This window comes from Actinocorallia aurantiaca (genome assembly GCF_039533685.1).
GTDB classification, from domain to species: domain Bacteria; phylum Actinomycetota; class Actinomycetes; order Streptosporangiales; family Streptosporangiaceae; genus Actinocorallia; species Actinocorallia aurantiaca.
On the sequence record NZ_BAAATZ010000007.1, the window covers coordinates 297774 to 323606 of the forward strand.

27 protein-coding genes, 1 pseudogene and 1 riboswitch are annotated in these 25833 nt (G+C 70.0%); of the genes and pseudogenes, 13 read left to right on the forward strand and 15 right to left on the reverse strand.

Going from position 1 to position 25833, the window contains the following annotated elements; all coding sequences use genetic code 11:
• Positions 1 to 18 precede the first annotated feature (18 nt).
• The 8 genes from ABD327_RS11810 to ABD327_RS11845 all read right to left on the reverse strand — a co-directional run bounded on the left by ABD327_RS11810 (position 19) and on the right by ABD327_RS11845 (position 9276).
• Positions 19 to 507 carry a GNAT family N-acetyltransferase gene (locus tag ABD327_RS11810; protein WP_344450353.1) on the reverse strand — a complete coding sequence of 163 codons (489 nt, stop codon included), beginning with the start codon at positions 505 to 507 and terminating at the stop codon, positions 19 to 21.
• Positions 504 to 1691 carry an LLM class flavin-dependent oxidoreductase gene (locus tag ABD327_RS11815; RefSeq protein WP_344450354.1) on the reverse strand — a complete coding sequence of 396 codons (1188 nt, stop codon included), beginning with the start codon at positions 1689 to 1691 and terminating at the stop codon, positions 504 to 506. Before ABD327_RS11815 ends, ABD327_RS11810 begins: the two co-directional genes overlap by 4 nt.
• The gene (locus tag ABD327_RS11820) at positions 1688 to 3034 is read right to left on the reverse strand and encodes an NtaA/DmoA family FMN-dependent monooxygenase (protein WP_344450355.1); all 1347 of its coding nucleotides are present in this window, start codon (positions 3032 to 3034) and stop codon (positions 1688 to 1690) included. Before ABD327_RS11820 ends, ABD327_RS11815 begins: the two co-directional genes overlap by 4 nt.
• A gap of 70 nt (positions 3035 to 3104) precedes the next feature.
• Positions 3105 to 4241 carry an NAD(P)/FAD-dependent oxidoreductase gene (locus tag ABD327_RS11825; RefSeq protein ID WP_344450356.1) on the reverse strand — a complete coding sequence of 379 codons (1137 nt, stop codon included), beginning with the start codon at positions 4239 to 4241 and terminating at the stop codon, positions 3105 to 3107.
• Complete coding sequence (locus tag ABD327_RS11830; RefSeq protein ID WP_344450357.1) at positions 4238 to 5860, reverse strand: dipeptide ABC transporter ATP-binding protein; 1623 nt, start codon at positions 5858 to 5860, stop codon at positions 4238 to 4240. Before ABD327_RS11830 ends, ABD327_RS11825 begins: the two co-directional genes overlap by 4 nt.
• Positions 5857 to 6684: an ABC transporter permease gene (locus ABD327_RS11835; RefSeq protein WP_344450358.1), complete on the reverse strand. Its 828-nt coding sequence runs from the start codon at positions 6682 to 6684 to the stop codon at positions 5857 to 5859. The genes ABD327_RS11830 and ABD327_RS11835 overlap by 4 nt, the downstream gene beginning before the upstream one ends.
• Positions 6668 to 7645, reverse strand: coding sequence for an ABC transporter permease (locus ABD327_RS11840; protein WP_344450359.1), 978 nt, complete (start codon positions 7643 to 7645; stop codon positions 6668 to 6670). Before ABD327_RS11840 ends, ABD327_RS11835 begins: the two co-directional genes overlap by 17 nt.
• Positions 7642 to 9276 carry an ABC transporter substrate-binding protein gene (locus tag ABD327_RS11845; protein WP_344450360.1) on the reverse strand — a complete coding sequence of 545 codons (1635 nt, stop codon included), beginning with the start codon at positions 9274 to 9276 and terminating at the stop codon, positions 7642 to 7644. Before ABD327_RS11845 ends, ABD327_RS11840 begins: the two co-directional genes overlap by 4 nt.
• 38 nt (positions 9277 to 9314) lie before the next feature.
• Positions 9315 to 9427: riboswitch (SAM riboswitch) on the reverse strand.
• 105 nt (positions 9428 to 9532) lie between these two features.
• On the opposite strand from ABD327_RS11845, the gene ABD327_RS11850 reads away from it, so the two are divergent.
• Complete coding sequence (locus ABD327_RS11850; RefSeq protein WP_344450361.1) at positions 9533 to 10234, forward strand: hypothetical protein; 702 nt, start codon at positions 9533 to 9535, stop codon at positions 10232 to 10234.
• A 36-nt stretch (positions 10235 to 10270) separates the two neighbouring features.
• Here ABD327_RS11850 and ABD327_RS11855 read toward each other — a convergent pair whose 3' ends face one another.
• Together ABD327_RS11855 and ABD327_RS11860 are read right to left on the reverse strand one after the other, a co-directional pair.
• Positions 10271 to 10864 carry a TetR/AcrR family transcriptional regulator gene (locus ABD327_RS11855; protein WP_344450362.1) on the reverse strand — a complete coding sequence of 198 codons (594 nt, stop codon included), beginning with the start codon at positions 10862 to 10864 and terminating at the stop codon, positions 10271 to 10273.
• A 992-nt stretch (positions 10865 to 11856) separates the two neighbouring features.
• Positions 11857 to 12186 (reverse strand): hypothetical protein, encoded by a 330-nt coding sequence (locus tag ABD327_RS11860; protein WP_344450363.1) that lies wholly within the window; start codon positions 12184 to 12186, stop codon positions 11857 to 11859.
• Positions 12187 to 12699: 513 nt separating this feature from the next.
• Here ABD327_RS11860 and ABD327_RS11865 point away from each other — a divergent pair.
• The gene (locus tag ABD327_RS11865) at positions 12700 to 13218 is read left to right on the forward strand and encodes a nitroreductase family protein (RefSeq protein WP_344450364.1); all 519 of its coding nucleotides are present in this window, start codon (positions 12700 to 12702) and stop codon (positions 13216 to 13218) included.
• 28 nt (positions 13219 to 13246) lie between these two features.
• Here the strand turns inward: ABD327_RS11865 and ABD327_RS11870 are convergent, their stop codons facing one another.
• Together ABD327_RS11870 and ABD327_RS11875 are read right to left on the reverse strand one after the other, a co-directional pair.
• The gene (locus ABD327_RS11870) at positions 13247 to 14236 is read right to left on the reverse strand and encodes a tetratricopeptide repeat protein (RefSeq protein ID WP_344450365.1); all 990 of its coding nucleotides are present in this window, start codon (positions 14234 to 14236) and stop codon (positions 13247 to 13249) included.
• A gap of 285 nt (positions 14237 to 14521) precedes the next feature.
• Positions 14522 to 15952: an MFS transporter gene (locus ABD327_RS11875; protein ID WP_344450366.1), complete on the reverse strand. Its 1431-nt coding sequence runs from the start codon at positions 15950 to 15952 to the stop codon at positions 14522 to 14524.
• A 98-nt stretch (positions 15953 to 16050) separates the two neighbouring features.
• On the opposite strand from ABD327_RS11875, the gene ABD327_RS11880 reads away from it, so the two are divergent.
• From ABD327_RS11880 to ABD327_RS11910, 7 genes and pseudogenes are all read left to right on the forward strand, one after another.
• Positions 16051 to 16554, forward strand: a complete 504-nt coding sequence (locus ABD327_RS11880) for a winged helix-turn-helix transcriptional regulator (RefSeq protein WP_344450367.1) — start codon at positions 16051 to 16053, stop codon at positions 16552 to 16554.
• Between the two features lie 114 nt (positions 16555 to 16668).
• Entirely contained in the window at positions 16669 to 16818 is a 150-nt protein-coding gene (locus ABD327_RS11885) for a hypothetical protein (RefSeq protein ID WP_344450368.1), read from the forward strand.
• Between the two features lie 45 nt (positions 16819 to 16863).
• Positions 16864 to 17424, forward strand: coding sequence for an ArsR family transcriptional regulator (locus tag ABD327_RS11890; protein ID WP_344450369.1), 561 nt, complete (start codon positions 16864 to 16866; stop codon positions 17422 to 17424).
• Complete coding sequence (locus ABD327_RS11895; RefSeq protein WP_344450370.1) at positions 17421 to 18308, forward strand: M23 family metallopeptidase; 888 nt, start codon at positions 17421 to 17423, stop codon at positions 18306 to 18308. Before ABD327_RS11890 ends, ABD327_RS11895 begins: the two co-directional genes overlap by 4 nt.
• Positions 18309 to 18345: 37 nt before the next feature.
• Positions 18346 to 18882 (forward strand): dihydrofolate reductase family protein, encoded by a 537-nt coding sequence (locus tag ABD327_RS11900; protein ID WP_344450371.1) that lies wholly within the window; start codon positions 18346 to 18348, stop codon positions 18880 to 18882.
• A 178-nt stretch (positions 18883 to 19060) separates the two neighbouring features.
• On the forward strand, positions 19061 to 19501 hold the full coding sequence (locus ABD327_RS11905) for a DUF3592 domain-containing protein (RefSeq protein ID WP_344450372.1): 441 nt from the start codon (positions 19061 to 19063) through the stop codon (positions 19499 to 19501).
• 371 nt (positions 19502 to 19872) lie between these two features.
• A pseudogene (locus ABD327_RS11910) lies at positions 19873 to 21101 on the forward strand (Cmx/CmrA family chloramphenicol efflux MFS transporter).
• Positions 21102 to 21272: 171 nt separating this feature from the next.
• Here ABD327_RS11910 and ABD327_RS11915 read toward each other — a convergent pair.
• Positions 21273 to 21938, reverse strand: coding sequence for a maltokinase N-terminal cap-like domain-containing protein (locus ABD327_RS11915; protein ID WP_344450374.1), 666 nt, complete (start codon positions 21936 to 21938; stop codon positions 21273 to 21275).
• A 108-nt stretch (positions 21939 to 22046) separates the two neighbouring features.
• Complete coding sequence (locus tag ABD327_RS11920; RefSeq protein WP_344450375.1) at positions 22047 to 22253, reverse strand: protein kinase domain-containing protein; 207 nt, start codon at positions 22251 to 22253, stop codon at positions 22047 to 22049.
• An 82-nt stretch (positions 22254 to 22335) separates the two neighbouring features.
• On the opposite strand from ABD327_RS11920, the gene ABD327_RS11925 reads away from it, so the two are divergent.
• On the forward strand, positions 22336 to 22740 hold the full coding sequence (locus ABD327_RS11925) for an SgcJ/EcaC family oxidoreductase (RefSeq protein WP_344450376.1): 405 nt from the start codon (positions 22336 to 22338) through the stop codon (positions 22738 to 22740).
• Positions 22741 to 22828: 88 nt separating this feature from the next.
• On the opposite strand, the gene ABD327_RS11930 is transcribed toward ABD327_RS11925, so the two are convergent.
• Positions 22829 to 23641, reverse strand: a complete 813-nt coding sequence (locus ABD327_RS11930; RefSeq protein ID WP_344450377.1) for a DUF899 family protein — start codon at positions 23639 to 23641, stop codon at positions 22829 to 22831.
• A gap of 20 nt (positions 23642 to 23661) precedes the next feature.
• On the opposite strand from ABD327_RS11930, the gene ABD327_RS11935 reads away from it, so the two are divergent.
• The 3 genes from ABD327_RS11935 to ABD327_RS11945 all read left to right on the forward strand — a co-directional run bounded on the left by ABD327_RS11935 (position 23662) and on the right by ABD327_RS11945 (position 25827).
• The gene (locus ABD327_RS11935) at positions 23662 to 24111 is read left to right on the forward strand and encodes a hypothetical protein (protein WP_344450378.1); all 450 of its coding nucleotides are present in this window, start codon (positions 23662 to 23664) and stop codon (positions 24109 to 24111) included.
• 91 nt (positions 24112 to 24202) lie between these two features.
• Positions 24203 to 25342 carry a TIGR03364 family FAD-dependent oxidoreductase gene (locus ABD327_RS11940; protein WP_344450379.1) on the forward strand — a complete coding sequence of 380 codons (1140 nt, stop codon included), beginning with the start codon at positions 24203 to 24205 and terminating at the stop codon, positions 25340 to 25342.
• A 20-nt stretch (positions 25343 to 25362) separates the two neighbouring features.
• Positions 25363 to 25827, forward strand: a complete 465-nt coding sequence (locus tag ABD327_RS11945; RefSeq protein ID WP_344450380.1) for an NUDIX hydrolase — start codon at positions 25363 to 25365, stop codon at positions 25825 to 25827.
• Positions 25828 to 25833: the final 6 nt, after the last annotated feature.

The following is a 25833-nucleotide window of genomic DNA, read 5'->3' on the forward strand; positions in this document are numbered from 1 at the left end:
GGGGAAGGGCCGGGAACTTCACAGGTGCTTCTCCATGCAGACCGAGAACTCGATCCATTCGTAGGGCGAGAAGGTGGGGATGGGGGTGTAGCCCTCCCGCTCGTACAGGCGGACGGCGTCCGGCTGCCTGTCGCCGGTCTGCAGGATGACCCGCGGTGCGCCCAGGGCCCGGGCGGCGTCCTCGATGCCGGCGAGCAGGGCGGTCGAGACGCCCCGTCCGCGGTGCGAAGGCGCCACGTACATGCGTTTGAGTTCGAGGTCGCCGTTCGTCCTGCGCAGGGCGGCGTGGCCGACGGGCACGCCGTTCTCGTCGTAGGCGACGCCCACATAGACCACGTGGTCGGCGTCCACGCCCAGCGCGTCGGGCAGGTCGGCGGCGCGGGAGGCGAACTCGGCCAGGCGGTCGGCGTAGCGCTGCTCCATCTCGGCCTCCATGGCCCGGCGCAGCGCCTCGCCGTCCGGGTCGCCCCAGCCGGTCTCGTGGATCTCGACCTTGGGCCGGCTCATGGGGCGGCGGCGTAGCGGCTGGCGGGGCGCTCGAGGCCGAGGCGGGCCCGCAGGGTCGTCTCGGCGTAGTGGTCGCGGAACTCGCCGCGGGCCTGGAGTTCGGGGACGAGGGCGCGGGTGATCGCCTCCAGGTCGCGGGTGAGGGTGCCGGGGCGGAGGCGGAAGCCGTCGAGTCCGGCCGCCTTCCAGTCGAGCAGGAGGTCGGCCAGGCGGGCCGGGGCGCCGACGAAGATCTCCGCGTCGGAGGCCAGTTCGGCGCCGTCCAGTTCGTCGAGTTCCGCCTTGCGTCCGTCGGCGTCGTCTCCGAGGAAGACCACGAGGTCGGCGAAGATCTTCAGGGGTTCGCCCGTCCGCCCGGTCCGGGTCTCGGCGTCGCGGACCTGGGCGATGATCTCCGCGGTCCCCTCGCGCGAGTGCGGTGTCACGTACACGACGTCGGCCGAGCGGGCCGCGAACTCGTACGGCAGCACGTCGTGGGCGAGGGCGGTCACGAGCGGCTGGCCCTGCGGGGACCGAGGCGTGATCGACGGCCCCCTGACGCTGAAGTGCTCGCCCTCGAAATCGATGTAGTGGAGCTTGTCCCGGTCGATGAACCGGCCGGTCTCGGCGTCGCGGATCTCCGCGTCGTCCTCCCAGCTGTCCCACAGCCGCCGGACGACCTCGACGGCGTCGGCGGCCTCGGCGAACAGTTCGGCGACGAACGCCGCGCTTCCCGGTGCCCGGTAGAAGGCCTCGTCGAACCGCGGGAACTTCCGCCGTCCGAAGTGCGCGGCGTCCGGGGTCCGTCCGGACACCTGCGGCCGCCAGCCGGCCCGGCCCCGGGTGACGTGGTCGAGGGAGGCGATGCCGATGGCGACGTGGAACGGTTCGGTGTGAGTGGTGCTGGTCGTCGGGACCAGGCCGAGGTGGGTGGTGGCGGCGGCGAGCCGGGCGGCGACCAGCACCGCGTCGAGGCGGCCCCGGACCTGGTCGGTGCGGTCGTCGGGCCCTTCGAACCGGGACGACTGGAGCGCGAAGGCGTCCTCGATCGTCACGAAGTCCAGCAGGCCGCGTTCGGCTTCGGCGGCCAGGCCGCTCCAGTAGCGGGCCGAGAGCAGTTCGGAGGGTCGGGCGAGGAGGTCGCGCCAGGCGGCGGGGTGCCAGCCCGCTCCGTCCAGGGCGACGGCGAGGTGGAGACCGGTCATCGGGCTTCCTTCCTGGACGTGCGGGGGGCGGTGAGGCCGAGGTGGTCGCGCAGGGTCGGGCCGGTGTAGTCGGTGCGGAAGACGCCCTTCTCCTGGAGCAGGGGCACGACCTGGTCCACGAAGTCGTCGAGTCCGCCCGGCGTGAGGTGCGGGACGAGGATGAACCCGTCGGATCCGTCGTTCTGGACGAAGTCGTCGAGCTGGTCGGCGACCGTGCGAGGGGTCCCGATGAAGGGCTGCCTGCCGGTGACCTCGATGACCAGCTCGCGGATGCTGAAGCCCTTCTCCTCGGCGAGCCGCCTCCACTCGCGGACGACCGCGCCCCTGTCGCCGCGGAACTGGGCGCGGCCCTGGGAGACTCCTTCACCGAGGTCGGGCTCGAGGTCGGGCAGGGGGCCGTCGGGGTCGTAGGCGGAGAGGTCCCGGCCCCAGAAGCCCTCGACGAACGCGATCGCCGTCTGCGGGCTCACCTGCGCCCTGCGTATCTGCGCGGCCCGTTCGGCGGCCTCCTCCTCGGTGTCGCCGAGCACGTAGGTCGTCGCCGGAAGGATCTTGAGGTCTTCGTGCTTCCGCCTGTACTTGGCCAGCCGGTCCTTGACGTCCTTGTAGAAGAGCCTGGCCTCCTCGAACTTGCTGTAGGAGCTGAAGATGACGTCGGCGTCGGAGGCCGCGAACTCCCGTCCCTCGTCGGAGTTGCCGGCCTGGATGATCACCGGGTGGCCCTGGGGCCCGCGCGGCGTGGTGAAACGGCCCTCGATGTCGAAGTGCTCGTCGGAGTAGCGGAACTCCCCTTGGCCGGGCCGGACGAACTCGCCCGTCGAGCGGTCGGCGAGGATCGCGTCGTCGTCCCAGGAGTCCCACAGCTCGCGCGCCGCCCGCAGCGTCGACTTCGCCCGGCTGTAGCGGTCCTCCTGGGCGAGGTAGCCGCCGCGCCGGAAGTTCTCGCCGGTGAAGGCGTCCCAGCTCGTCACCACGTTCCAGGCGGCGCGGCCGTCGCTGAGGTGGTCGAGGGTGGCCAGGCGCCGGGCCAGTTCGTAGGGCTCGTTGAAGGTGGAGTTGACGGTGGCCGCCAGCCCCAGGCGCGTGGTGACCCCGGCGAGCGCCGACAGAACGGTCAGCGACTCGGGCCTGCCGACCACGTCCAGGTCGTGGATCCTCCCTTTGAGCTCACGCAGCCGCAGCCCCTCGGCGAGGAAGAAGAAGTCGAACTTCCCGCGCTCGGCCGTCTGAGCGAGGTGGATGAAGGACGCGAAGTCGATCTGGCTTTTGGAAGCGGGGTCGGACCACACGGTGGTGTTGTTGACGCCGGGGAAATGCGCGGCCAGATGGATCTGCTTGGGCATCAGGAACCTCCCGGTATGAGGGCGTGGAGGACGTCTGTCGGTTCGGCCAGGGAGAGGTGGATCGAGTCGCTCAACCGAGGATCCTCGCCGGACCGAAACCGGCTGGCAGGCCGGCTCCGTCCTGGAATCGGGCCGGGCCGAACGCGGCCAAGCGGGGGTCGGGGTCGTCGTCCAGGAGCATGCGGGCCACGTGTTCGCCCCAGGCCGGGGCGAGTTTGAAGCCGTGTCCGCTGGTCCCGGCGTCCACGAAGACGTTCTCGCCCACCCGGCCCGTCACCGGCTGCCAGTCGGGGCTGACGTCGTAGAGGGAGGCCCAGCCTCCTGCGGGGGCGGCCCGGGCTCTGGCCGGGACTCGCCGCGCCGCGGTCTCGGCCAAGGCCTGGTGTTCGGTGGCCGACACCGCGCGGTCGTAGCCGTCCGGGTCGGCGGGTTCGGCCGGGACGACTCCGCCGACGAGGTACTGGGTGCGGGGTTGCGGGGTGGAGTAGTAGCCGCCCGGCAGGTCGATCAGCACGTAGGGGACGAGGCCGGAGGCGTCGGCCGGGTCGTGTTCCAGGAGCGCGACCACATGGCGTTCCACCGTGAGGGGCAGGTCGACGCCGATGCCTCCGAGCAGCGGTCGGGTCCAGGGGCCAGCGGCTATGAGCAGGGTGCCGACCTCGTGGACGTCTCCGTCAGCGGTGGTGACGGAGACGCTTCGCGGCTTCTCCTCGATAGCGATGACCGGGCTTCCTTCGCGGATCACCGCTCCGCGCCGCCGCGCCGCGCAGGCCAGGCCGAGCGTCGTGGCGTAGGGGTCGGCGAAGCCCGCGCCCGGTTCCCAGACCGCGACGGCCACGCCCCACGAATCGAGCTCCTGGAGTTCGCCGGGTTCGACGAGTTCGCCCGCTACGTTCTCGGCCGTCTCCTTCGCGGCTTCCAGGTCGTCGGGGCCGTGGAGGTAGAAGGCCCCGGTCCGGCGGAACCCCGACTGCTCCCCGTCCGTGCGGTCGGAGAAGTCCGCCAGGAAGCCGATGCCGTCCCGCGCGGTCTCCGCCAGGAACTCCGAGGTGTAGTAGGCCCGGCAGATGGCGCCGGACCTGCCGGTCGGGCCGCCCGCGATGTTCCCCTTGTCGAACACGACGGTGCTCGCTCCGCGTCCGGCGAGGTGGAAGGCCGCGCTGATCCCGTGGATCCCCGCGCCGATGATCCCGACGTCATGGCTCATGCCGGGACCTCCTCTTCCACCGCGGCCCGGGACGGGTCCGGGAGTCGGGGGACGGCCGCGATCAGCTCGCGGGTGTAGTCGTGGCGCGGGTCGGTGAAGACGCTCTCGACGTCGCCCGTCTCGACGATCCGGCCGTCTTTCATCACCGCCACCCGGTCGCTGACGTGGCGGACCACGCCGAGGTGGTGGGAGATGAACAGGTAGGCGACGCCGAGGTCGGCCTGGAGGTCGGCGAGCAGGTCCAGCACCTGGGCCTGGACGGAGACGTCGAGGGCGGAGACCGGCTCGTCGCAGACGATCACGCGGGGGCGGGGGGCGAGGGCGCGGGCGATCGCGACCCGCTGCCGCTGCCCGCCGGACAGGCTCAGCGGGCGGCGCTCCAGGATCGAGGCGTCGAGGCCGACCTGTTCCAGGAGTTCCACGCTGCGGTCGATCCGGGATTCCTTGGGCTCCCCGCCGACGTGCAGCGCCTCGTCCAGGATGCGCCGAACGTTGAAGCGCGGGTCGAACGAGCTGAGCGGATCCTGGTAGACCACCTGGATGTGCCGGCGCAGTTCCCGTTTCCGCGCCCTGGTCAGGCCCCGCCAGTCGTGCCCGTCGATCTCGACCGATCCGGCGTCGGGGTCCAGCAGGCCCAGCACCAGCCGGGCCGTGGTGGTCTTGCCCGAGCCCGACTCCCCCACGAGGCCGAGGGTCTCACCCGCCCTGAGCCGGAACGACACCTCCCGTACCGCGGGCCGGCCCTTGAACGTCTTGACCAGGTCGCGGGCCTCGATGACGATCTCGCCCGGCTCTCCCCGCCGTTGCGGCACTCCGGGCGTGCCCGACAGGCGGGTGCCCCGGGCGTGCTCCCCCGGTACCGCGGCGAGCAGTTCCCTCGTGTACGGGTGCCGGGGCGAGGTCAGCACGTCCTCGGTGGCGCCCTCCTCGACGATCACGCCGTCCTTCATGACCAGCACCCGGTCGGCGAGTTCGGCGACGACCGCCAGGTCGTGGCTGATCAGCAGCAGCGCCGTGCCGGTCCTCTTCCGCAGGCCGAGCAGCCGCAGGATCTGCGCCTGCACGGTGACGTCGAGGGCGGTGGTCGGCTCGTCCGCGATGAGCAGCACCGGGTCGCAGGCGATCGCCGAGGCGATCAGCGCGCGCTGCCGCAGCCCCCCGGACAGCTCGTGCGGGTACTGGGAGGCGCGCACTTCCGGTTCGGGGACGCCCACCGCCTCCAGCAGGTGGACGACCCGCTTCCTGATGTCGGCGCGTGAGGCCGTGCGGTACGGCCGTATCGCCTCGGCGACCTCCTTGCCGATCGTGCGCAGCGGGTCGAGCGAGACCAGCGCGTCCTGCAGGACGTAGCCGATCCCGGTGCCGCGGACCTCGCGCCACTGCCGCTCGGTGAACGCCGTGGCGTCCCTTCCGCCGATCCGCAGGGTCTCCGCCTTCACCCGGGCGCCGTCCCCGGTCAGCCCGAGGAGGGTACGCGCGGTCACGCTCTTGCCCGACCCCGACTCCCCCACGAGCGCGACGCACTCGCCGGAGCGGACGGTAAGCGACACCCCTTTCACCACCCGGGTCGTGCCGAACTCGACCGTCAGGCCGGTGAGTTCCACCAGTTCCTCGCTCATGCGGGCCTTCCTTCCAGCCGTCGCTGCAGATACCGGCCCAGCACGGTGATCGACAGCACCGTGAGCGTGATCGCCACTCCGGGGAAGACCGCCACCCACCAGGCGACGGAGAAGTAGTCGCGGCCGCCCGCGAGCATCGCGCCCCACTCCGGCGCGGGCGGTTTGGCGCCCAGGCCGAGGAAGCTGAGCGACGCCACCGCCACGATCGCGGCCCCGACCTCGATGGTCGCCAGTGCCAGCAGCGGCTGGAACGCGTTCGGCAGGATGTGCCGCAGCACGATCCGAACGCGGGTGAGTCCGAGCGACGTCGCCGCCTCCACGAAGCCCGCCCGCCGGATGACCGCGACCTGCGTCCGGATCAGCCGCGCGTACTTGGGCACCATGAAGAAGGCGATGGCGAGCACCGTGTTGAACACGCCGGGACCGGTGATGGTGATGACCAGCAGCGCCAGCATCAGCGTCGGGATGGACAGGACCACGTCGACCAGGCGCATCAGCGTCTCGTCGGCGATCCGCCCGCCGAGTCCCGCCGCCAGCCCGATGACCGTTCCGGCCGCGATGGACAGCGCGGTCACCCCGAGGCCCGCCAGCAGCGAGGGGCGGGCGCCGTGCACGATGCGGGTGAGCAGGTCGCGGCCGTTGGCGTCGGTGCCGAGCGGGTGGTCCGCCGTCGGCCCCTGCAGGGCCGCCAGCATGTCCGTCCCGTTCGGGTCGCCGGAGACCAGCAGTCCGGGGAACACCGCGGCGGCGATCAGGAGGACGAGGAAGACCGCGGCGCCCCACACGCCGGGCCGCGGCGTCCGGCATTCACGAACCCGGCTCATGGGCACCTCGCAACCGGGGGTCGATGACCAGGTAGAGCAGGTCGAGGAGGATGTTGACGACGACGTAGACGCCGCTGGTGAGGACGACCACGCCCATCACGACGGGCAGGTCCTTGCCGGTGACCGCGTTCAGGGTGAGCTGGCCGAGCCCCTGCCGGGAGAAGATCATCTCGATGGTGACGAGGCCGCCGAGGACCAGGCCGAACAGCCAGCCGCCGAGCGTCACGGCGGGCAGCAGCACGTGCCGCAGCGCATGCCTGAACCGCACCGCCAGGTCGGACAGGCCGCGGGCCCGCGCCGTCAGCACGAACGGCTCCTCCAGGACGGTCTCCAGACCCTCCCGCATCACCTGGCTCAGCAGGGCGGTCACGGAGATCGCCACCGCGACGGCCGGCAGGACGAGCCCGGAGAACCCGTCGCCGCCCGCGGCGGGGAACCATCCGAGCTGGAAGGAGAACACCGTCAGCAGCAGGATCCCGGCCCAGAAGACCGGCACCGAGATGCCGACCAGCTCGAGCCCGGACACCACTCCGCGCAGCAGCCGACTCCTCTTGGCCGTCAGCAGGGACAGCAGGATCGCGGTCACCGCGGCCAGGCCCAGACCCGTCAGGGTGAGCTGGAGCGAGGGGACGGCCTGGCTGGAGATGAGCGAGGACACCGAGTCGTGCAGCTGGTAGGAGTGGCCGAGGTCGCCCTTCAGGACCCGGCCCAGGTAGGCGAGGTACTGGACGTGCACCGGCTCGTCGAGCCCGTAGTCGGCGACGATCTGCGCCCGGACCTCCGGCGTCACCGTGGACTGGCCGATCAGCGTGTCCTCGATGCTGCCCGGGGTCAGGTGCAGCGAGGCGAAGGCGAGTGTGACCGCGCCCCACAGCACCAGCAGCGACGCGCCGAGCCGGACGAGGGTCCGGCGCGCCACCGGGTGTCGTGCGGGCGTCCTGCTCTTACTCACCCGGCTCACTTGGTCACCCAGGCGCTGTAGAAGGTCGGGTAGGCCTGCGGCTCCCATCCGATGCCGTGCGCCTTCTTCGACGAGCCCAGCACGTAGTTGAAGACGTAGACGGGGAACACGGCGACGTCGGTGTTCACCTTCTGCTGCACCTTGGAGTACAGGGCGGCGCGTTCGGCGAGGTCGGTGGTGTTCAGGGAGTCGTCGAGCCAGCCGTCGACCTCCTTGTCGGTGTACTTGGCCTGGTTCTGGCCGTACTGCTCGGCGTTGGTGATGCTGGAGGACGAGAAGAGGTTGCGCAGGGCGTCGCCGTCCGCGCGCTGCCAGCTGAAGTCGGCCAGGTCGTAGTCGCCCTTGATGACTTTGGGCAGGTATTCGGCGACGGTGACGTCGTCGAACGCCACGTCGAAGCCGATCTTCTTGGCCTCGGCCTGGATCTGCTGGGCCAGGGTGTCGCGCTGTTCGCGGGCGAACGCCTTCAGGAACGGCCAGCGGACGGTGAGGCGCTCACCGTCCCTGGTGCGGTAGCCCTGGTCGTCCCGGCCGGTCCAGCCCGCCTCGTCAAGCAGCTTGGCGGCACCGTCCGGGTCGTACTTCCACTGGGTCTCGGTGCTCTTGTCGTACCCCTGGGTGGCGGGCGAGATCGGGCTGAACGCCGGCTGGAAGACGCCGAAGTACAGCTTGTCGACGACTGTCTTGAAATCGATGCCGTCACGGAACGCCTGGCGGACCTTCACGTCCTTGAACACGCCGCCGGCGGTGTTCGGGTAGTAGCTGTAGTTGCCGCCGGGGGCCTGCTTGGTCTGGAGCGTGAAGCGGGAGTCGGCCTTGAGCTGCTTGACGTTCACCGGCGGCACGCTGGCGATCCCGTCGACCTGGCCGCTGGTCAGCGCGCCGAGCCGGACGGAGTCCTCGGCCAGCAGCTTGATCTCCAGTTTCTCCAGGTGGGCGGGACCGGAGTGCGCGGCGGTCGGAGGCGCCCAGTCGTAGTCCGGGTTGCGGTGGTAGGTGATGCCCTGGCGCGGGGTGAACTCGTCGATGACGAACGGGCCGGTGCCGATCACCCGCTTGGCCAGCTCCTCGGGGCCCTTCTTCAGCGACTCCGGCGACTGGATGCCGAAGTAGGCGGTGGCCAGCGCGGCGAGGAACGGCGAGTGCGGGCGGGAGAAGGAGACCTTCACCGTCCGCGCGTCGACGACCTCCGAACCGGTGTAGGGGGCGATGAAGCCGGCGGCGAGCTGCGACTTGGTCTTCGGGTCCACGATGTGCTCGAGGTTGGCCTTGACGGCGGCGGCGTCGAAGACCGTGCCGTCGCTGAACTTCACGCCCTCGCGCAGCTTGAACGTGTAGGTCTTCTGGTCCGCGGAGATCTCCCAGGAGGAGGCCAGCCAGGGGTGGATCTTCCCCTGGTCGTCCAGCGTGACCAGGGAGTCGAGCACGGGCCTGGTGTAGAGGCCGGTGATGTCCTGCGGGCTGGCGTGCGGGTCGAGGTTCGTCGGTTCGGTGTTGACCGCGTAGACCAGCGTCCCGCCCTTGACCGGCTCTCCCGATTCCGCGTCGGCGTCCGCGGAGGTCCCGCCGCCGCAGGCGGTGAGGGCGAGGAGGGCGGTCAGCAGGAGGGCGGAGGTGCGAACTGCGTACATGTGGGGGGTCATGCCTTTCCACCGAGAGCCCCTGACGGGGCCCGCTCATTGCGGCGCTGGATCACGCCGCCAGGTGATCCCCGGGAGCACCCCGCGCGGGAACGAGGGTTGCCGGCCGACCAGCCGGGGCTTGACGTCGACGCTCTTTACCTACTTAAAAGGTAGGAAAATTAGAGTTAGATGTCAACGGTGCCCGGGAAACCGGGTCCGATCATGGCTCGATACACTCGGGCACCCATCCCCCGGAGGCTCCCCCATGCACCGCCTGCTCGGCCTGAGCGCCCTGCTGCTCGTCCCGCTCACCGCCGCGCCCGCGCAGGCCGCCGGAGCGGACGTCGTCTTCACCTACGACAAGAAGGTCGTCGTCCAAGGGCCCGGCACCTGCGTGCCGGCGAACATCAGGGCGGCGGCCACCGCGCCCTCCGGCTCGACCTTCCGGGCCAAGCTGTACGACTCCCGCGGCCGGGGCGGCTGGATCTCGTCGAAGCTCTCGGCCGGGGAGGACGCCTACGAGCTCGGCACCGGCTGCTTCACCGAAGAGGACACCGGCAAGTGGCGGCTCCAGGTCATCGTGACCGGCCGGGGCGGCAGGACGATCGCCGACGAGAGCTTCTTCTGGTGGCAGAAGCACGACACGAAGTTCACCGGCTTCAACGCGGGTCCCGAGCCCGTGCGCAAGGGCCGCAAGCTGACCGTGTCGAGCAGGCTCGTCCGCTGGAGCGACCGGCCCGAGCGCTACATCCCCTACTCCGCCCGCAAGGTCCGCCTCTACTTCCGCGCCCAGGGCACCTCGAAGTGGACGTACAAGGCGACCGTGACCACCGGCCGGGACGGCCGCTTCACCCGCGCCTTCACCGCGGACCGCGACGGCTCCTGGCAGGCCCGTTTCGACGGCACCTCCCGTTTCGACGCCCAGACCTCCGGCTCCGACCACGTCGACGTCCGCCCCGCGTCCTGACCCGTCGCCCGGTCGGCGGGGCTGCCGGGCAGCCCCTCAGAGCAGAGCCTCACGCGGGTGGGTGATGTTCTTCATGAACGTCCAGAGGGCCTCGGTCAGGACCTCGGGGTCGGGCCGGGGCGTCCGGTTGAGCGCCAGGCTCAGCGCCGAGCGCAACCCGCCCATGAGGCAGGCCGCCAGCAGTTCGAGGTCGCCGTCGGCGGCCCCCTCCCCGCGGCTGCGGGCCCCCGCGAGGTTGCGCGCGGCCCGGTCGATGATCAGCCTCATGTACTGGGCCTCGACTTCGGCGGCCTGGATGTCCCTGCTCATCTGCCCCAGGATCGTCGGCGCGAGCGGATCGGCGTACAGATGCCGCACCAGGGCCGCCATCCGGGCCCTCTCCCGCGCGACCCAGGTCTCGCCCGGAAACCCGCGGAACACCACGGCGTCCACCTGGTAGTAGAAGCGCGCCAGAAGCGCGCCGAGCAGCCCGCTCTGCGTGCCGAAGTACCGGTAGGGCAGCCCCACGCTCACCCCGGCCCGCCGCGCGACCGCCGCGACCTCCACCTCCCCCGTCCGGATCAGTTCCTCCGCCGCGGCGTCGAGCAGCCGCCGCCGGGTCTGAGTGCCGCGTTCCGAGAGAGACGTCATGTGGCAGAGCGTAAGTTGAGTTCAACTCAACAATCAACCCCGCCGGGCCGCCGGCGAACACCGTCCCACGCCCCGCGAACTCGCCGCACTCTGAAAAACGTCCGGTCTTACCGACACCCCGTTCCCTTTTGGGAGACCGGGAGAAACCGTGGGAAGGGCTGCGGACTCCAGCTCAAGGCGAGACGGATCTGAGCGGGCGAGCCGGTACGAGGCGGCCCTGTATCAGGCCGCCGAACAGGCGCTGGCCAGGTGTTCCCGCGGTTTGTCCTGGTCTCCCAACTGGCGGGTGGGAGCAATACTCGCAGGCTGTACCGGGTCGATCCGCCGCGCGTGACACGCCGGGTTCAACCTTTCCAATCGCCCTCATGTTGGGGGCATAGCTTTCCGGACCCGGCGCAGGGCAAGCACTCTCCCCACATGAGTCCCTCGCCGCTTCCCTTGCAGTACTTGCACTTGTCGACATGGGTCCCACAATTCTGGCAGCGATCCGACATGATCCCTCCATGAGATCCGAGCGGGCTCTTTGGGTCGATCAGAAAGCCTCCCAGGCAGTATGCGGCCCGGTCAATGATCAGACTGGCCGCTACCGGTGCTCTGTCGTACCCGGCCTTCTCCTATCCGCAATTTCCCGACACCCCGCCGCACTCGCCCCCGAGCGTCCGGAAAACCTGACCCTAGGAGACGGGACACCGCTCCGAGTGGGTGTTTTCGAGGAGGAATCGACGACAGGACCTTCCGGCAGATAGACAGGTAGAAGGACTCCGAACCCTCTTGGGGTCCCGGACTCGCGGAGTCGCGTATTCAACTGTCGCGTATTCGTCCGGTCCTTGACCTTGGTGCATCATCTGGGTGTGGGGATCACGTGGAGCGAGAACCTGGTCGAACAGCCGATGGATGCCCACCGGCCGGCTGATGTCCTTCAGGCAGCGGGGTTGTGCATGGCCGGGGAGTTCGAGTCGGATGGGTTCCGCTGGGTCAGGTCACGGCGGTGCTTAGAGCGGCGAGACGGTGTCGGCCGGGTCGAGCGGTTGATCGTGGAGCAGAGCCATCACAACAGGTCTGGCTCGTTCGTCCAGTTCGCTGTGGCGCAACCGGAGGTCGATGATCGTGATCTGGGCGCCTGGTGCGTGACTCATCATCCATGAACGGTGGTTCGCCCAGACGGGGCGCTGAACGTTGTATGTGCGACCAGCTGTTATGACATGGCTCGGATCGGATTCGGCAACACGATGGGGTTGACCCGCCCGGAGAAGCGTGTTCCCCATCTGGTCGAGTTCTGCGAACAGATCAGGCGGATCGCTCTCCCCTTGGTTCGAGAGCACCAGAGATCCTCAGCGCCTGGTGGCCGATGTTCCTGAAGCGCTTCTCGGGCCGTTCGCGTTCGCTCCGGATCTCGTGGAGTTTCTGAAAGGCCGCCGTCTGGCCGGGCTGGGCAGCCGGCCTCGTTGGCACGCCCCAAGTCCTCGGATGGACCAGCGCGGTCCTCGACCTGTGCTGAAGGTTCGCCAGCTCGCCATCCCCAGGTGGTCGCGGTTGACAGAGGCTGTTCAGCTGTCGTGATCCGGCTGGTGGTGACCGTGTGTGAGGGATCCGGCGAGGAGCTGTACAGCGCTGACCTGCCCTGAGAGGGCTCAGTTCCGCGGAGGCGCTGGTCAGGCGGCGGAGGTGGCGAGATTCGAACTCGCGATGGGCGCGAACCCGAAGCGCATCAGCGGTGCGGCGCTGACCTAATGCTTACCCGAAACGTCTGGTCATCTCAGTCGAGGAGGGAAGGAGCCTCAAGAACGTCGTCCGCGCGTCGTCCGCACGGCGGCCTCTCGAAGGGATTGTGGGACATGGAGACGTGGGACGCCGTCCGCGCGCGCCGCAACGTGCGGCAGTACACCGATCAGCCGATCGCCCGCGAGGACCTGGAGCGCATCCTGGAAGCCGGACGCCGGGCGCCGTCGTCGCAGAACTGGCAGCCGTGGGACTTCGTGGTCGTCACCGACCGCGATCGACTGGTCGAGCTGGCCAAGGCCTGGGAGGCGGGCGGAAGGCACATAGCGAGCTCGGCGGCGACGATCGTGCTGGTGGGCCGGGAACCCGAGGACGCCCGGCACCGCGACTGGCTGATGTACGACTTCGGCCAGGCGACCGCGAACATGATGCTGACCGCCGTCGACCTCGGCATCGGATCCGGTCACTCCGCCGTCGGCGACCAGCGTCGAGCGCAGCGCGTCCTGGGCCTTCCCGCCGGCCGCTTCGCCGCGTACATGATCGGCCTCGGTCACCCCGCCGACCGCCCTCTGCGCCCGATCGCCCACCCCGACCGGCGCCCCTTCGAGGAGGTCGTGCACTGGGACGGCTGGTAGACCGCCCCGTCGTCCTTGAAGGGGGCGCTCAGAGGCCGCCGTGCTCCCGGATCCAGGCCGGGGGGTCCTCGCCGGTGAACTGGGTGTACTGGACGGTGAAGGCGTCGGGGTCCGCGGTGTAGGCCTCGCGGAGGATGCCCACGAAGGCCGGGACGAGCTCCTCGCGGACGTGGTCGGGCAGCTCCTCCGTGCGGGAGAGCCCCTCGAGGAGGGGCTGGACGGCCGTGCCGATCTGGTCGCCGACGAGCCGGGCGTAACCGGCCGCCGCCAGGCTGCGGATGAAGCTCGGCAGGTACGCGGCGCGGTCGAGGCGGACGAGTTCGCGGTAGGCGTTGACGGCCTCCTCGGAGACGAAGAGCGCGTCGGCCTCGCGGCCCAGCTCCGCGAGCAGCTGGCCCTGGTTGTTCAGGGACATCGCCAGGTACGGGAGGTAGGTGTCGCGGTCGCGCGCCACCAGTTCCCGGGAGAAGAGCAGCGCCTCCTCCGACGCGTCGAGCGCCTCGGAGCGCTCGCCGGACTCCGCGAGCCGCACCGAATGGTTGATCAGCGAGATCATGAGGTCGGGGAGATAGGTGTCCCGGTCGGTCTGGACGAGCTCCCGGTAGAGCGCGATCACCTCCCGGGAGACCGACGCCGCCTCCTCGTCCCGTCCCGCCTCCGTCAGCCAGAGCACCTGGTTGGTCAGCGACATCGCCAGATCGGGGAGGTAGGTGTCACGGTCGACGCCTATGAGCTCACGGCAGAGCGCGACGGCCTCCTCCGACACCGGCAGGGCCTCACCCCGATGCCCGGTCTCCGCCAGCAGCACCGCGTGGTTGTGCAGAGAGGCCGCGAGGTCGAGGAGGTTGGAGTCGTGGTCCTGTTCGACGAGTTCCCGCCGAAGTCCCACCGCCTTCTCCGAGACCGGGAGGGCCTCCTCCAGCTTTCCCTCCTCCACCAGCCTGTTCGCCTGGTCCCCCAGCGACACCGCCTCACGCCGCGTCTCCGCCGGGTCCGGATGTACCTGCCGCGCTTCCATCGGTCTCACCCCTTCAGACCTGGCCGCCGTGACGGTCCGCGCCCTGTCGCTACCGGCATCTCCCGCCTTTCTCCAGAGAAACCCGTATTTGTATTTATCTAGACAAATGGGACATACCACCGAGTCTGGACGCTTCCAGGTCGGTTTCCCTTTCCATCCGGTTTCCCGCCGCGTGGCCGACGGAGGCGATGCGGTGGACGGCGACGCCCCCGACCGGTGCCCGGCCCGGGAACGGGTCACGGGCCGGGGCTTCGGCCGTCGGGACGCGCGCCGTCACATCCGCGGTCAGGCCGGGACGACGACCGGCTCGGCGCGTTCGGGGGCTGCCCGGCGGGTGCGGAGACCGAAGGCGGTGATCACAGCGCCGAGGACCGCCGCCCCCACGGGAAGGGCGAACGCGGTGCGGAGGGCGTCGAGCTTCGCTTCGGGTGCGGTGGCGCCGCCGAGTGCCGCGACGTTCACGGCGGTCACGGCCGAGACGCCGAGCGCGGTGCCGAACTGGATCGCGGTGTAGAAGAGGCCGCCGGCCAAGCCCTCTTCGCGTTCGTCGACGCCTTCGGTGGCCGCCATCGTCAGCGGCCCGTACGCCAGGGAGAACGCCAGGCCGAGCAGGACCAGGGTCGGGAGCATGGCGGCGTAGGTCCAGTCCATCCCGAGCGGCAGGAACAGGGCGTAGGCCAGCGCCGCCAGCACCAGCCCGCCGAACAGCACGGGAGCGTTGCCGAACCGGTTCACCAGCCGCGGGGTCAGGGTCGGGGCGAGAACGGTGTCGATGCCGATCACCAGCATGGCCAGGCCCGTCTGGAGAGGGCTCCAGCCGCGCAGCTCCTGGAGGTAGAGGGTCGCCAGGAACTGGAAGCCCATGAACGAGCCGATGAACAGCAGTGCTCCGAGGTTGGCCCGGACGAGCGGACCCGAGCGCAGGATGCCCAGCCGGACCAGCGGGTCGGCCGACCGACGTTCGATCACGACGAAGGCCGCCAGCAGCGCCAGCCCCGCCGCGAAGACGCCGAGGGTACCCGCCATGCCGTTGCCGGAATGCTCCAGCCGGACCACCCCGTACACCAGCAGCAGCATCGCGCCGGTGATGCTGAGCGCGCCGGGCAGGTCGAAGCCGCCCGCGGACCGCTCCGGCTCGTCGGACTTCTTGATCAGGAGGAGCGCCGCCACCAGGATCACCGCGGACAGCACCACCGGCGCGAAGAAGACCCACCGCCAGCCGATCGAGGTCAGCAGCCCGCCGACGACCAGGCCGAGCGAGAACCCGCCCGCCGCCGTTCCCGCGTAGACGCCCAGCGCCTTGGTGCGCTGCGGGCCCTCGGGGAAGGTGCCGATGACCAGCGCCAGCCCTGCGGGCGCCATGAACGCGGCGGCGACCCCGGTGACGAACCGGGCGACCAGCAGCATCCAACCTTCACTGGCGAAACCACCCAGACCGGAAAAGACCAGGAAGACGGCCAGCCAGAACAGGAACATCCGGCGACGGCCCAGCAGGTCCGCCGCCCGCCCTCCCAGCAGCATGAAACCGCCGTATCCCAGAACATAGGCGCTGACCACCCCGCTGAGCACTCCGGTGGACAGTCCGAGGTCCTCCCGGATCGCCGGCAACGCCACGTTCAGCATCGCGATGTCGATGCCTTCCAGGAAGACGGCCCCGGCCAGTACGAACAGCACGCTCCAGGCGCGTGCGTCCATGCGGTCGTTCGACGTGGACATGGTCCACTCCTCTCAGGACGCGGAACCGACCTTGGTTCTCCAAGTGCTTGTCGGTTCCTTCTTGTAACCGGCACCATCGTCAGCCACCATGAGGGATCATGGAAGAAGGCACATCAGAGTTCCCCGGTCACTGCGGGGATACCGACGGCGACTACGACGTCCTCCAGTGGGACACGCGGGAGGACTGCGAGGTACGGCAGATCCTCGACCGCGTCGCGGACAAATGGTCGCTGCTGGTCATCGCCCTGCTCGACCGGCGCAGCCTCCGCTTCACCGAACTGCGCCGCATGATCGACGGGGTCAGCCAGCGCATGCTCACCCGCACCCTGCGCCACCTGGAGCGCGACGGCCTGGTGAGCCGCACCGTGCAGCCGGTCGTGCCGCCGCGCGTGGACTACGCGCTCACCCCGCTGGGCGCGACCCTGCACGAGACCATCCGCTCCCTGGTCACCTGGACCGAAGAGCACCAGAACGAGATAGCCGCCGCCCGCACGACGTACGACGCCCGCATCGCGGCCGAGGAGAAGGCGGCGGCCGCCGAAGCCGTCGAACGGGAGGCGGTCGCCCGGGACGTCCTGTCGGCGCGAGGAACGTCTGGATGACCCGGCCTCCTTCCGCGTGAACGCCCTTGCCTCCGCGCGTCGAGCCCCTCGACCCGGCCCTCCGGAGAGCGATGGACCTGGTCGAGGGGCGGTTCGGCACCGGCGAGGAGGCAGATGCTCAGCACCGTGACGCGCATGCCATCACAAGAAGCCGCTTCCGAGAAGACCGCCGAACGCTTCACCGCCGACGGCCGCCGATACCTCACCGGCGATGCCGGAAACAAGGGCGAGCAGGGCTTCTTCCGCCGCCTGGTGTGCTGTTGACACGGAACACTTGTCGACGATGTCGAAATTACGTAATCTCGTTCCATGGTCGAGGTGGAGTCCTTTGAGGAAGGTGGCGGGCCGACGCTCGAGGAGCGTCTGAGCGCGGTCGAGGAGGTGCTCGCCGGGCTGCTCGCCGAGCGGAAGCGGCGGGGGCGGGTGAGCAGCACTCCGGAGTCAGCGGACGAGGGCGCCGTTCCGGCCGACCTCTTCTGGGCTCTGGAAGGGCTGCGCGAACGCGAGCCCGCCCCGGGCGCCGTGATGATCGTCGGCGACGTGGCCCTGCCCGACGGCCGCACGGCCGGCTGGCAGCTCGGCGCGGGCACCGACGACCTGCTCGACGACGAGTGGGAGTCCCTGGCGGACGTGTTCGCGGCACTCGGCCATCCGGTGCGGCTGCGCCTCCTGCGGGAGGTGCTGCGCGGACGCGGCACGGCCCGCGAGCTGGCCGAACTCGAGGGGATGGGCACGACCGGCCAGGTCTACCACCACCTGCGCCAGCTCGTGGCGACCGGCTGGCTGCGCGTGCGCGACGGCGGCCACCACGAGGTGCCCGCTGAACGGGTGGTGCCGCTGCTGACGACGATCGTGGGAGGACGGCGATGAACGACGCGGACACGACGGGAAAGGCCCGCCGATGGGTGGCGCGCTGGAGCGACGTCCACATCAAGGTCTTCGTCGCGGGAGTCTCGGCCTTCCTGCTACTGGACCTTCCGGGCTGGTGGTACTGGCTCTTCCTCTGCGCCCTGGCCCTGGCATACGTGCGCCCGCCCTGGGACCGCGCCCGCGGACCCGTGACGGTCGCCGCCCCGGTGACCGGAACATGGCTGGCCCTCAACAGCCCCGGCTCGAAGGTCCCCGCGCACGGCACCCGCGGCTACGGCCAGACATACGCCATCGACGTCCTGGTGCCGTCGGACGTCACGGCGGCGGACGGCGAACACCCCAAGCCCCGCTTCGGATGGGGCCTGCCGGACCCGCCCGAGAACTTCGCCGCCTTCGGATCCCCGATCCACGCGGTCGCCGCCGGCGTGGTGGTCGCAGCGGACGACCGGCAGCGCGACCACCGCGCCCGCAACACCTGGTCCGGATTCCCGTACATGCTGGTCGAGGGGCTCGCACGCCAGATCGGCGGCTGGCGCTTCGTCTTCGGCAACCACGTGATCATCGACCACGGCGACGGCGTGCACTCCGCCTACGCCCACCTGAAGCACGGATCCCTACGGGTACGCCCGGGCGATCGAGTCGAGACCGGGCAGATACTCGGCGAGGTAGGCAACTCCGGCAACACCTCCGAGCCCCACCTGCACTTCCAGCTCATGGACCGCCCCCGTCCAGGCGAAGCCGCCGGAATCCCCTTCCGCTGGAGCACGATCACGGTCCACCACGACCTCGTGGCCCCCCGCTACGGCCTGCCGAAAACAGGCCGAGGCGAACCGGGCCTGCCCGCGAACGCACAGGTGTTCGACGCGCGACCGGCCGAACTATGATTCGGCTTCGGGTTTCCAAGATCTGTGGAGGAAACACATGAGTGATGCGAACACCGGCAAAGTGGTCGTGAACAGGGCAATGTCGCTGGACGGCTTCATCGCCGGTCCCGGCCACGCAATGGACTGGGTCTCCGATTACCTGACCGCGGACGCGGTCCCGGAGGTGATGGCGGCCACGGGCGCCATGCTCATCGGCCGGCGCACGTACGAGGTCGCCAAGGGCATGGCCGAGCAGGGCACCCCCTATGACGGGGGGACGCAGTTCGTCCTCACCCACGAGCCTCCCGACGAGCCGGACCCTGCCGTCACCTTCCTCACCTGCGGGCTTGAGGAAGCCGTTGCCACGGCACGCAGCGCCGCGGACGGCAAGAACCTGGAGATCCTCGGTGCCGACGTGGCCGCCCAGTGCCTGCGGCGCGGGCTCGTCGACGAGATCCTGGTGTACGTCCTGCCGGTGCTCCTCGGCGACGGCGTCCGCTTCTCGCCCCCGAGCCTCGGCAGGATCGAACTGGAGCCCTTCAGCAACACCCAGTCGGGCAACGTCACGACACTCCGCTTCCGCGTGCGAAAGTAGGCGCGGCCCTCCGACAGCCGATGCCCTGTCCTGAACGTTCGCCGGGTGTGATCAGGCGGCATGGGCATCGACGTCTTTCGCGGTGCCGACGGGCGCCCTGCTCACGTGGTCCGGATACCCGGCGCGGACCGGACAAGCGCCCCTCCCCGCCGGGACGTCCTGTGGCTACCGTCGGCCCATGACCCCGATCGCCGCCATGGACTCCACCGATGCCGTGGGCCTCGCGTTCTTTCTCGGACTGGTGGCGATGATCTTCGCGCTCGTCGCCGTCCTCCTGATGTGGGAGACGGTGAGCGCCCAACGCCTGGACCGCGTCGCCGTACTCGCCCCGGAGCCCGGCAAGGTGGTCAGGGAGCGCCTGACCGTGGGCGAGAACAGAAAGGTCATCTCCTACATCCGGTTCACCACCGTGGAGGGAGAGGAGGTCGAGGCCGAGATCGTCACCGGTCGCTCCGTCGCCGGCCCGGAGCACGAGCTCCGCATGAAGTACGACCCGAAGAAACCCCGCCGCGCCGCGATCGTCAGCGAGCGCGACGACGACTGGAGCATCGGCGCTTCGGTCGCCTTGGGCACCATCGCCCTCGTCCTGGTATTCGCCGCCGTCGTCATCGTCCTCTGACACGAGCCCAGAACCGAAGAGGAATTCCAGGCGCTCAAGGACGGCCCGAAACAGGACCGAGCTCGATCGACCGCGAACGATCAGCCTCCGAGCACCACGTCCCGACCGACGCGTACGGCATGACGTCGATGACACCCACGCTACGAAATTCGGTTGCGTGACGGCCCGTGGGCTCGAGTAGTGTCAGCGCCATGTCGAGCCCTGAGGCATCCAAGGTGGGGGCTTTCGGTCACGCCGTCAGCCCCCTGAACCGCTGAGTTCTCAGTCCGGTTCCCAGCGGTCTTCACCGCATGGGAAGTCGCGCATGCCTTCGGGGTGCTGGCCGCGGTGACGAGACGTCTCCTTGTCGTTCTCTCACCTCGGAGTTCTCGATGCCTCTCCCGCTCTATCTGCTCGCCGTGGCGGTCTTCGCCATGGGCACTTCGGAGTTCATGCTCGCCGGCCTGGTGCCGGACATCGCCGCCGGCCTTGATGTGTCGGTCGGGGCCGCCGGCCTTCTCACTTCGGCGTTCGCGGTCGGGATGATCGCCGGGGCGCCGTTGATGGCGGTGCTCGCGCGCAAGTGGCCCGTCCGGACGAGTCTGCTGTGCTTCGTGCTGGTGTTCGCAGCCACGCATATCGTGGGCGCCCTGACGGAGAACTTCTCGGTTCTGCTGCTGACCCGGGTCATCGCCGCTCTGGCCAACGCGGGTTTTCTCGCCGTGGCACTGAGTACGGCGGCCACGCTCGTCACAGCCGATCAGAAGGGACGCGCGCTGGGAGTTCTGCTCGCGGGTACGACGGTAGCCGTCATCGCCGGAGTTCCAGGCGGCGCGGTGCTCGGCACGATGCTCGGCTGGCGGGCGACCTTCTGGGCGATCGCGCTGCTGTGTCTTCCCGCCGTGCTCGGCATCGTGAAGGGCTTCCCGCCACGGATGAGAGGGACCGCTCAGGGCGCTTCGGCCGGCTCGCCCCTTCGGAACGAGATCGCCCAGCTCGCGAAGCCCGGGCTGCTCCTGGTCATGGTGCTCGGCTCCCTGGTCAACGCCGCCACCTTCGCCGCATTCACCTTCCTGGCGCCGATCGTGACCGGCACCGCCGGCCTGGGCGAGCTGTGGGTCCCGGTCGTGCTGGTGCTCTTCGGTTGTGGATCTTTCGTCGGCGTCACCCTCGCGGGACGGCTCTCGGATCAGCGTCCCGGTCTCGTGATCGCAGGCTGTGGCCCCATGCTGTTGCTCGGCTGGGTCGCGTTGGCGATCCTGGCCGCACAGCCGGTGGCACTACTGCTCCTCGTGTTCGTGCAAGGAGCACTGTCCTTCGCGTTGGGCGGCACCCTGATCGCCAGAGTGCTCTACGAAGCGGTGGACGCCCCCACCATGGGCGGGTCGTATGCGACCGCGGCGCTCAACATCGGCGCAGCCGGTGGGCCGGCCGTTGCGGCAGCGACTCTCGGTACCAGTGTCAGCGACCTCGGCCCCGTATGGGTCAGCAGCCTCCTGGTCGCGCTCGCGCTGCTCATCGCCCTGCCGTTCCTACGGGTCGTCGCACCACGCGTCGGCCAAGCGATCCGATGAGCGGCCTCGCGGTCGGCGAGCGGATGAGACCGCTCTGCGGAGCCTGAGCCTCGGAGGCATCGCCACTCCTGTTCTCAGGCGGCAGTTCGTTGAAGAACAGCTACCGCACACGAACTCGCTCGACCTCTCAGGTACGTGGAGACCCAACGCTGGTTCCACGCGCCTGCCGAAGCACGCGTTCTCAACGGCAGGCTCCTGGCCTCACGTTGAGGCAGGTGCTAGTCGCGAGGGACGGAGTGCAGGACGACGAACAGCCCTCGCGCGCGGGCGCCGTCCGGCAGGCGCCAGGAGCCGGCGACATGGCCGGCCGCTTCAAGGGGAAGGACGGGCGTGTTGTCGAGGGCGGGACGCAGGACCCGGTGCAAGCGGAGGACCACACCATGCGATGCGGGCAGCTTGGTGCACTCGTGGTCGTCGGTGGCGACGCCGGTGAAGTCCGTGGAGGCGAGGCCGTCACCGGTGTAGGAGCAGATGACTTCTCGGTCAGGGGTGTCGCTGGTGTTCTGGTCCTGGGCCTGGATCCGGCCCTCGATCAGAGCCGGAAGCCGGGCGACCAGCACCGGGTCGTGACAGCCGTCGTAGGCCCAGCGCCGTCCCAGCACCCCGTGTTCCATGGTGCCGACGAGGGCGTGTTCCGCCCCGTCGAGCGGGGCGCCGCGATAGGTGAGCGGCACCAGGTAGGTGGTCGGGTGAGCACCGGAGATGTCGGTGACCACCATGAGCTCGATCCCGACTTCACCCTGCGGGTCGTCCAGCCGGAAGCCGCCGGCCTTGGCCAGTTCCGGTTCGTCCGCGCCGCCGCGATACCACGGCCGGGAGGGCAGCCAGGAGGTGAGCAGTTCCAGCTTGCTCGGACTTAGGGTCGTGCGGTGGACGACGGCCATGCCGGGGATTCTCTTCCATTGAGCGAACGCGACCTTCGCATCTTCCCATCTACCGGCAGAGCGGTTATTCGGGCAAGAAATACAGGGCGAGTCCGTCAGCGCCAGGTCTCAGACCATCTTCACGAACTGAACGAGGCAGTCGGGAGGCCTTCTGGTAAGGCCCGTGGTGGCCGCTTTGAGACGGAAGATGCCGAAGTCACAGACCTTGAGCCGCCCGTCCGGCGGCCGGATGAGGTCGTGCGGCTTGATGTCGCGGTGGATCACGCCCTGCCCGTGCGCGGCGGTGAGGGCTTCGACGATCTGGCGGATCGCCAAGGCAGGAGCGAATCGATTCCCAGGGGCCAATGGTCGATCACCTCTTGACCTCTACCTTGCTTCAAGTAGCACCGTGGTGCACATGAACACGGAATCCACTGCGTACGCCGCAGACATCGAAGCCATCGAACAGATCGTAGCCACCGTCGAGCGCTCCCAGCAGCGCAAGGACCCCGATGAGTTCCTCTCCCTCTTCCACCCCGAGGCGGTCTGGACGACGGGCGGCGGCAAGGTCCTCATAGGCCTCGACGCGATCTCGGAGTTCACCCACAAAGTCCTCCCCGCCGCCGACTGGGACGGCAAGGTCACCTATGAGGTGGTCCACGTACTCTTCATCCGCCCGGACGTCGCGGCGGTCAAGGTTCGTCAGCTCTACCTGTCCCCGGGCGACGAGAGCGAAGGCGCTCCGCTGTACGTGATGTCCAAGCAGGACGACGGCCGCTGGCTGCTGACCGCCTGCCAGAACACGGAGGTCGTCGCCGGCTGATCGGCTGCACGCATGGAGCGAGGGCGTCCGATTTCAGTGTCCGAAGACGGAGTCGGACGCCCTCGCCGACGCCGCCGACGAAGGCCCGTCAGTGATGGGGGCCATGCCGACCGAGGGTCTCCACTGGAGTCGCGCCGGGGCGGGTCCACTGCGGTGTGGGGCGGCTGGTCGGGCCCCAGGTGGCGTTCCCGTCGGCGTCCGTGCGCCAGTACCAGCAGATCTGGGCGCCGTGCCCGCCGACCGGTGAGCCGACCTGAGGGGCCTCGGGCCAGTCCGCGGGAGTGTCCTCCCATGCCTCGCGGCGGCCGTAGGGCGTCATGTCGAGCAGGCCCAGAGAGGCGTTGGCCGGCTCGTTGCCCCGGCCCGTCGTGGAATAGGTGAGAAACGCACGGTCGCCGTCTCGCAGGAAGCAGGTGAGGGAACCCATGCCGTCGCCGACCGGCGCCTCCACGCCGCGCGCCGAGTACCAGGGCTGGGTGTAGCCCATGAACTCGACGTAGGGAGCCACCTCGTCCCACCTGCCCGATGTCAGGACGGCGAACGAGACGCCCCGGGCGTTGAGGTAGACGGCGTCCTTCACGTGCCAGACCGTGGTGGTGCAGCCCTCGCACTGCCCTTGATGCGGCGCGCCGTCGTACCACATGTGCTTGTAGACCACGAGCTCGTCGCGGCCCTGGAACAGGTCCAGGAACGGGACCGGGCCGTCAGGTCCGACGACCTCGACCGTCCCGTCGAACTCCACCATGGGCAGCCGCCGACGGGCCGCGGCGATGGCGTCACCCTCACGCGTATGGACCTTCTCGCGGACCAGAAGCTCGTCACGGGCGGCCTGCCAGGTGGCCAGATCGACCACGGGCGGACGGCCGGGCAGCGCGGTCGGATCGTCCGGCGGAATCGTCATGGCGTCCTCCGTCGTGTCTCGTGCCGGGCCGTCTCCGTAAGTACCCTTCCCAGGCCGAACCACCCTCGCCAAGGCGGGGCGGCACCGTCGCGGAGTTCCCCACGACGCTCGCCGCGGCCCGGGCCGCCCGTGAGCACGGCCTCCTGGTCGTGGCGGGAGCCCCCAACCTGGTGCGCGGAGGATCGCACGCCGGGAACGTCTCGGCGAGCGAACTCATCGCACACGGCCTGGCCGACGTACTGGCCTCGGACTACCTGCCGCAGACCATGCTCGCGGCGATCGCCGTCCTGACCCGTTCCGGCCTGGCGGACCTGCCCGCGGCCACCGCCCTGGTGACCTCCGGACCCGCCGCCGTCGCCGGGCTCACCGACCGCGGCGCCCTCGCACCGGGCCTCCGCGCGTCCATGGTCCTCGTCGACGGGCTCTCCGGCTGGCCCCGCGTCCGCGCCGTGCTCGACCCGGCGGCGTGACGAATCCGCAGGTGAACGACGGCTGAACTTGTCCGTACAGGACGGTCTGCGGTGTTGACTTCAGGCTCGATGGCTCGGCAGCCTTCCCGCCGTGACCTCCCTGACCGAGCCGAACGCTCTCCCCGCCTCTCCGGTCGACCTCCTCGTGGTCGGAGCCGGCGTCGTAGGACTCGCCCACGCCGTCGAAGCGCATCTGCGCGGCCTGTCGGTCGCGATCGTGGAACGCGACGCGTTCGCGGCGGGCGCCTCGATACGGAACTTCGGGCACATCTGCACGACCGCGCAGGACGGCGTCGCGCTCACCTACGCGCTGGCGGCCCGGGAACGGTGGCTGCACCTGGCGGGGAAGGCCGGATTCACGCTGCTGGAGTCCGGCACCGTCGTCGTCGCCAGACGGCCCGACGAGCAGGCCGTGCTGGAGGAGTTCGCGGCGGCGCGCGGAGCCGACCAGGTCGTGCTGCTGGACCGCGCCGGAGTCGCCGAGCACCTGCCCACGCACGACCCCGAGGTGGTCGGCGGCGCCCACCTTCCCCTGGACCTGCGGGTCGACCTTCGGGAAGCGGTACCGGCCCTGGCGGACTGGCTGGTCGAGCAGGGCGTGCCGATCGCGTGGCGGACCAACGTGCTGGCCGTCGGACCCGGCCTGGTCCGCACGTCCCGCGGCGACGTCCGCGCCGCCCGGGTCGTCCTCGCGGTCGGCCACGACGTCGACCGGCTGCTGCCCGAGACCGCGGACGAGGCCGGGATGACCCGGTGCCGCCTGCAGATGCTGCAGGTCGCCGCACCCGGCGGGGTGCGGGTACGGCCCGGCGTGCTGACCGGCCTGTCCCTGCTGCGGTACGGCGGGTTCGCCTCCCTGTCCGCGGCCGAGCACGTGCGCACCCGCGTGCGGCAGGAGTCGCCCGAACTCCTCGACGCCGTCGTCAACCTGATGTTCACCCAGCGCCCGGACGGGGATATCGTCCTCGGCGACACCCACCACTACTCCCACACCTACGCGCCGTTCGCCGAAGAGGACCTGTCGGACCTGCTGCTGCGCGAAGGCGCCCGCCTGCTCGGCGTCCCGAAGCTGCGGGTGCGCGAACGCTGGCACGGCGTCTACGCCTCGGCCCCCGGCCCCTTCCTCGACCGGGAGGTCGCGGACGGCGTGCGCGTCGTCTCGGTCACCTCCGGCATCGGAATGACCACCGCCCACGGCCTCGCCGCCGCCGTCCTGGACTCGCTGACCTGACCCGCTCCGGAGGCCGCCCGATGTCCGAATCCCGCCCCGCCGTCCGCATCGTCTGCGTCGACGCCTCCGGCAGGCTGCTGCTCCTGCACTGGAACGACCCCGTCAACGGCAGACGCTACTGGGAACCCCCCGGCGGCGGCGTCGACCCCGGCGAGACCCCGCTGCAGGCGGCCCGCCGCGAACTCGTGGAGGAGACCGGCCTGGACCCCGCGAGAGTCGAGGACGTGTCGGTCGTGGTCCCCCGCGACTTCACCTGGCTGGGCGTGCACTACGTCAAGGACGAGCCGTTCTTCCCGGCCCGTTTCCCCACCGACCGCCCCCCGGCCGCCCCCACGGCGTTCACCCCCCACGAGAACGACACCTACCTGGGCTGCGCCTGGCTCCTCCCGGAGGAACTGGCGGACCTCCCCGACCCGGTGGACCCTCTGACGTTCCCGGCGGACGCCGCCCGCCTCCTGGCCCTGTCCGCCGGGAACGCCTGCTGAGTTCGG

What these genes read in the sequence shown, in the direction of transcription:
- ABD327_RS11810 (WP_344450353.1), bottom strand. Translation starts at nt 507, where the DNA reads ATGAGCCGGCCCAAGGTCGAGATCCACGAGACCGGCTGGGGCGACCCG.
- ABD327_RS11815 (WP_344450354.1), bottom strand. Translation starts at nt 1,691, where the DNA reads ATGACCGGTCTCCACCTCGCCGTCGCCCTGGACGGAGCGGGCTGGCAC.
- ABD327_RS11820 (WP_344450355.1), bottom strand. Translation starts at nt 3,034, where the DNA reads ATGCCCAAGCAGATCCATCTGGCCGCGCATTTCCCCGGCGTCAACAAC.
- ABD327_RS11825 (WP_344450356.1), bottom strand. Translation starts at nt 4,241, where the DNA reads ATGAGCCATGACGTCGGGATCATCGGCGCGGGGATCCACGGGATCAGC.
- ABD327_RS11830 (WP_344450357.1), bottom strand. Translation starts at nt 5,860, where the DNA reads ATGAGCGAGGAACTGGTGGAACTCACCGGCCTGACGGTCGAGTTCGGC.
- ABD327_RS11835 (WP_344450358.1), bottom strand. Translation starts at nt 6,684, where the DNA reads ATGAGCCGGGTTCGTGAATGCCGGACGCCGCGGCCCGGCGTGTGGGGC.
- ABD327_RS11845 (WP_344450360.1), bottom strand. Translation starts at nt 9,276, where the DNA reads ATGTACGCAGTTCGCACCTCCGCCCTCCTGCTGACCGCCCTCCTCGCC.
- ABD327_RS11850 (WP_344450361.1), top strand. Translation starts at nt 9,533, where the DNA reads ATGCACCGCCTGCTCGGCCTGAGCGCCCTGCTGCTCGTCCCGCTCACC.
- ABD327_RS11855 (WP_344450362.1), bottom strand. Translation starts at nt 10,864, where the DNA reads ATGACGTCTCTCTCGGAACGCGGCACTCAGACCCGGCGGCGGCTGCTC.
- ABD327_RS11865 (WP_344450364.1), top strand. Translation starts at nt 12,700, where the DNA reads ATGGAGACGTGGGACGCCGTCCGCGCGCGCCGCAACGTGCGGCAGTAC.
- ABD327_RS11870 (WP_344450365.1), bottom strand. Translation starts at nt 14,236, where the DNA reads ATGGAAGCGCGGCAGGTACATCCGGACCCGGCGGAGACGCGGCGTGAG.
- ABD327_RS11875 (WP_344450366.1), bottom strand. Translation starts at nt 15,952, where the DNA reads ATGTCCACGTCGAACGACCGCATGGACGCACGCGCCTGGAGCGTGCTG.
- ABD327_RS11880 (WP_344450367.1), top strand. Translation starts at nt 16,051, where the DNA reads ATGGAAGAAGGCACATCAGAGTTCCCCGGTCACTGCGGGGATACCGAC.
- ABD327_RS11885 (WP_344450368.1), top strand. Translation starts at nt 16,669, where the DNA reads ATGCTCAGCACCGTGACGCGCATGCCATCACAAGAAGCCGCTTCCGAG.
- ABD327_RS11890 (WP_344450369.1), top strand. Translation starts at nt 16,864, where the DNA reads ATGGTCGAGGTGGAGTCCTTTGAGGAAGGTGGCGGGCCGACGCTCGAG.
- ABD327_RS11895 (WP_344450370.1), top strand. Translation starts at nt 17,421, where the DNA reads ATGAACGACGCGGACACGACGGGAAAGGCCCGCCGATGGGTGGCGCGC.
- ABD327_RS11900 (WP_344450371.1), top strand. Translation starts at nt 18,346, where the DNA reads ATGAGTGATGCGAACACCGGCAAAGTGGTCGTGAACAGGGCAATGTCG.
- ABD327_RS11905 (WP_344450372.1), top strand. Translation starts at nt 19,061, where the DNA reads ATGACCCCGATCGCCGCCATGGACTCCACCGATGCCGTGGGCCTCGCG.
- ABD327_RS11915 (WP_344450374.1), bottom strand. Translation starts at nt 21,938, where the DNA reads ATGGCCGTCGTCCACCGCACGACCCTAAGTCCGAGCAAGCTGGAACTG.
- ABD327_RS11925 (WP_344450376.1), top strand. Translation starts at nt 22,336, where the DNA reads ATGAACACGGAATCCACTGCGTACGCCGCAGACATCGAAGCCATCGAA.
- ABD327_RS11930 (WP_344450377.1), bottom strand. Translation starts at nt 23,641, where the DNA reads ATGACGATTCCGCCGGACGATCCGACCGCGCTGCCCGGCCGTCCGCCC.
- ABD327_RS11945 (WP_344450380.1), top strand. Translation starts at nt 25,363, where the DNA reads ATGTCCGAATCCCGCCCCGCCGTCCGCATCGTCTGCGTCGACGCCTCC.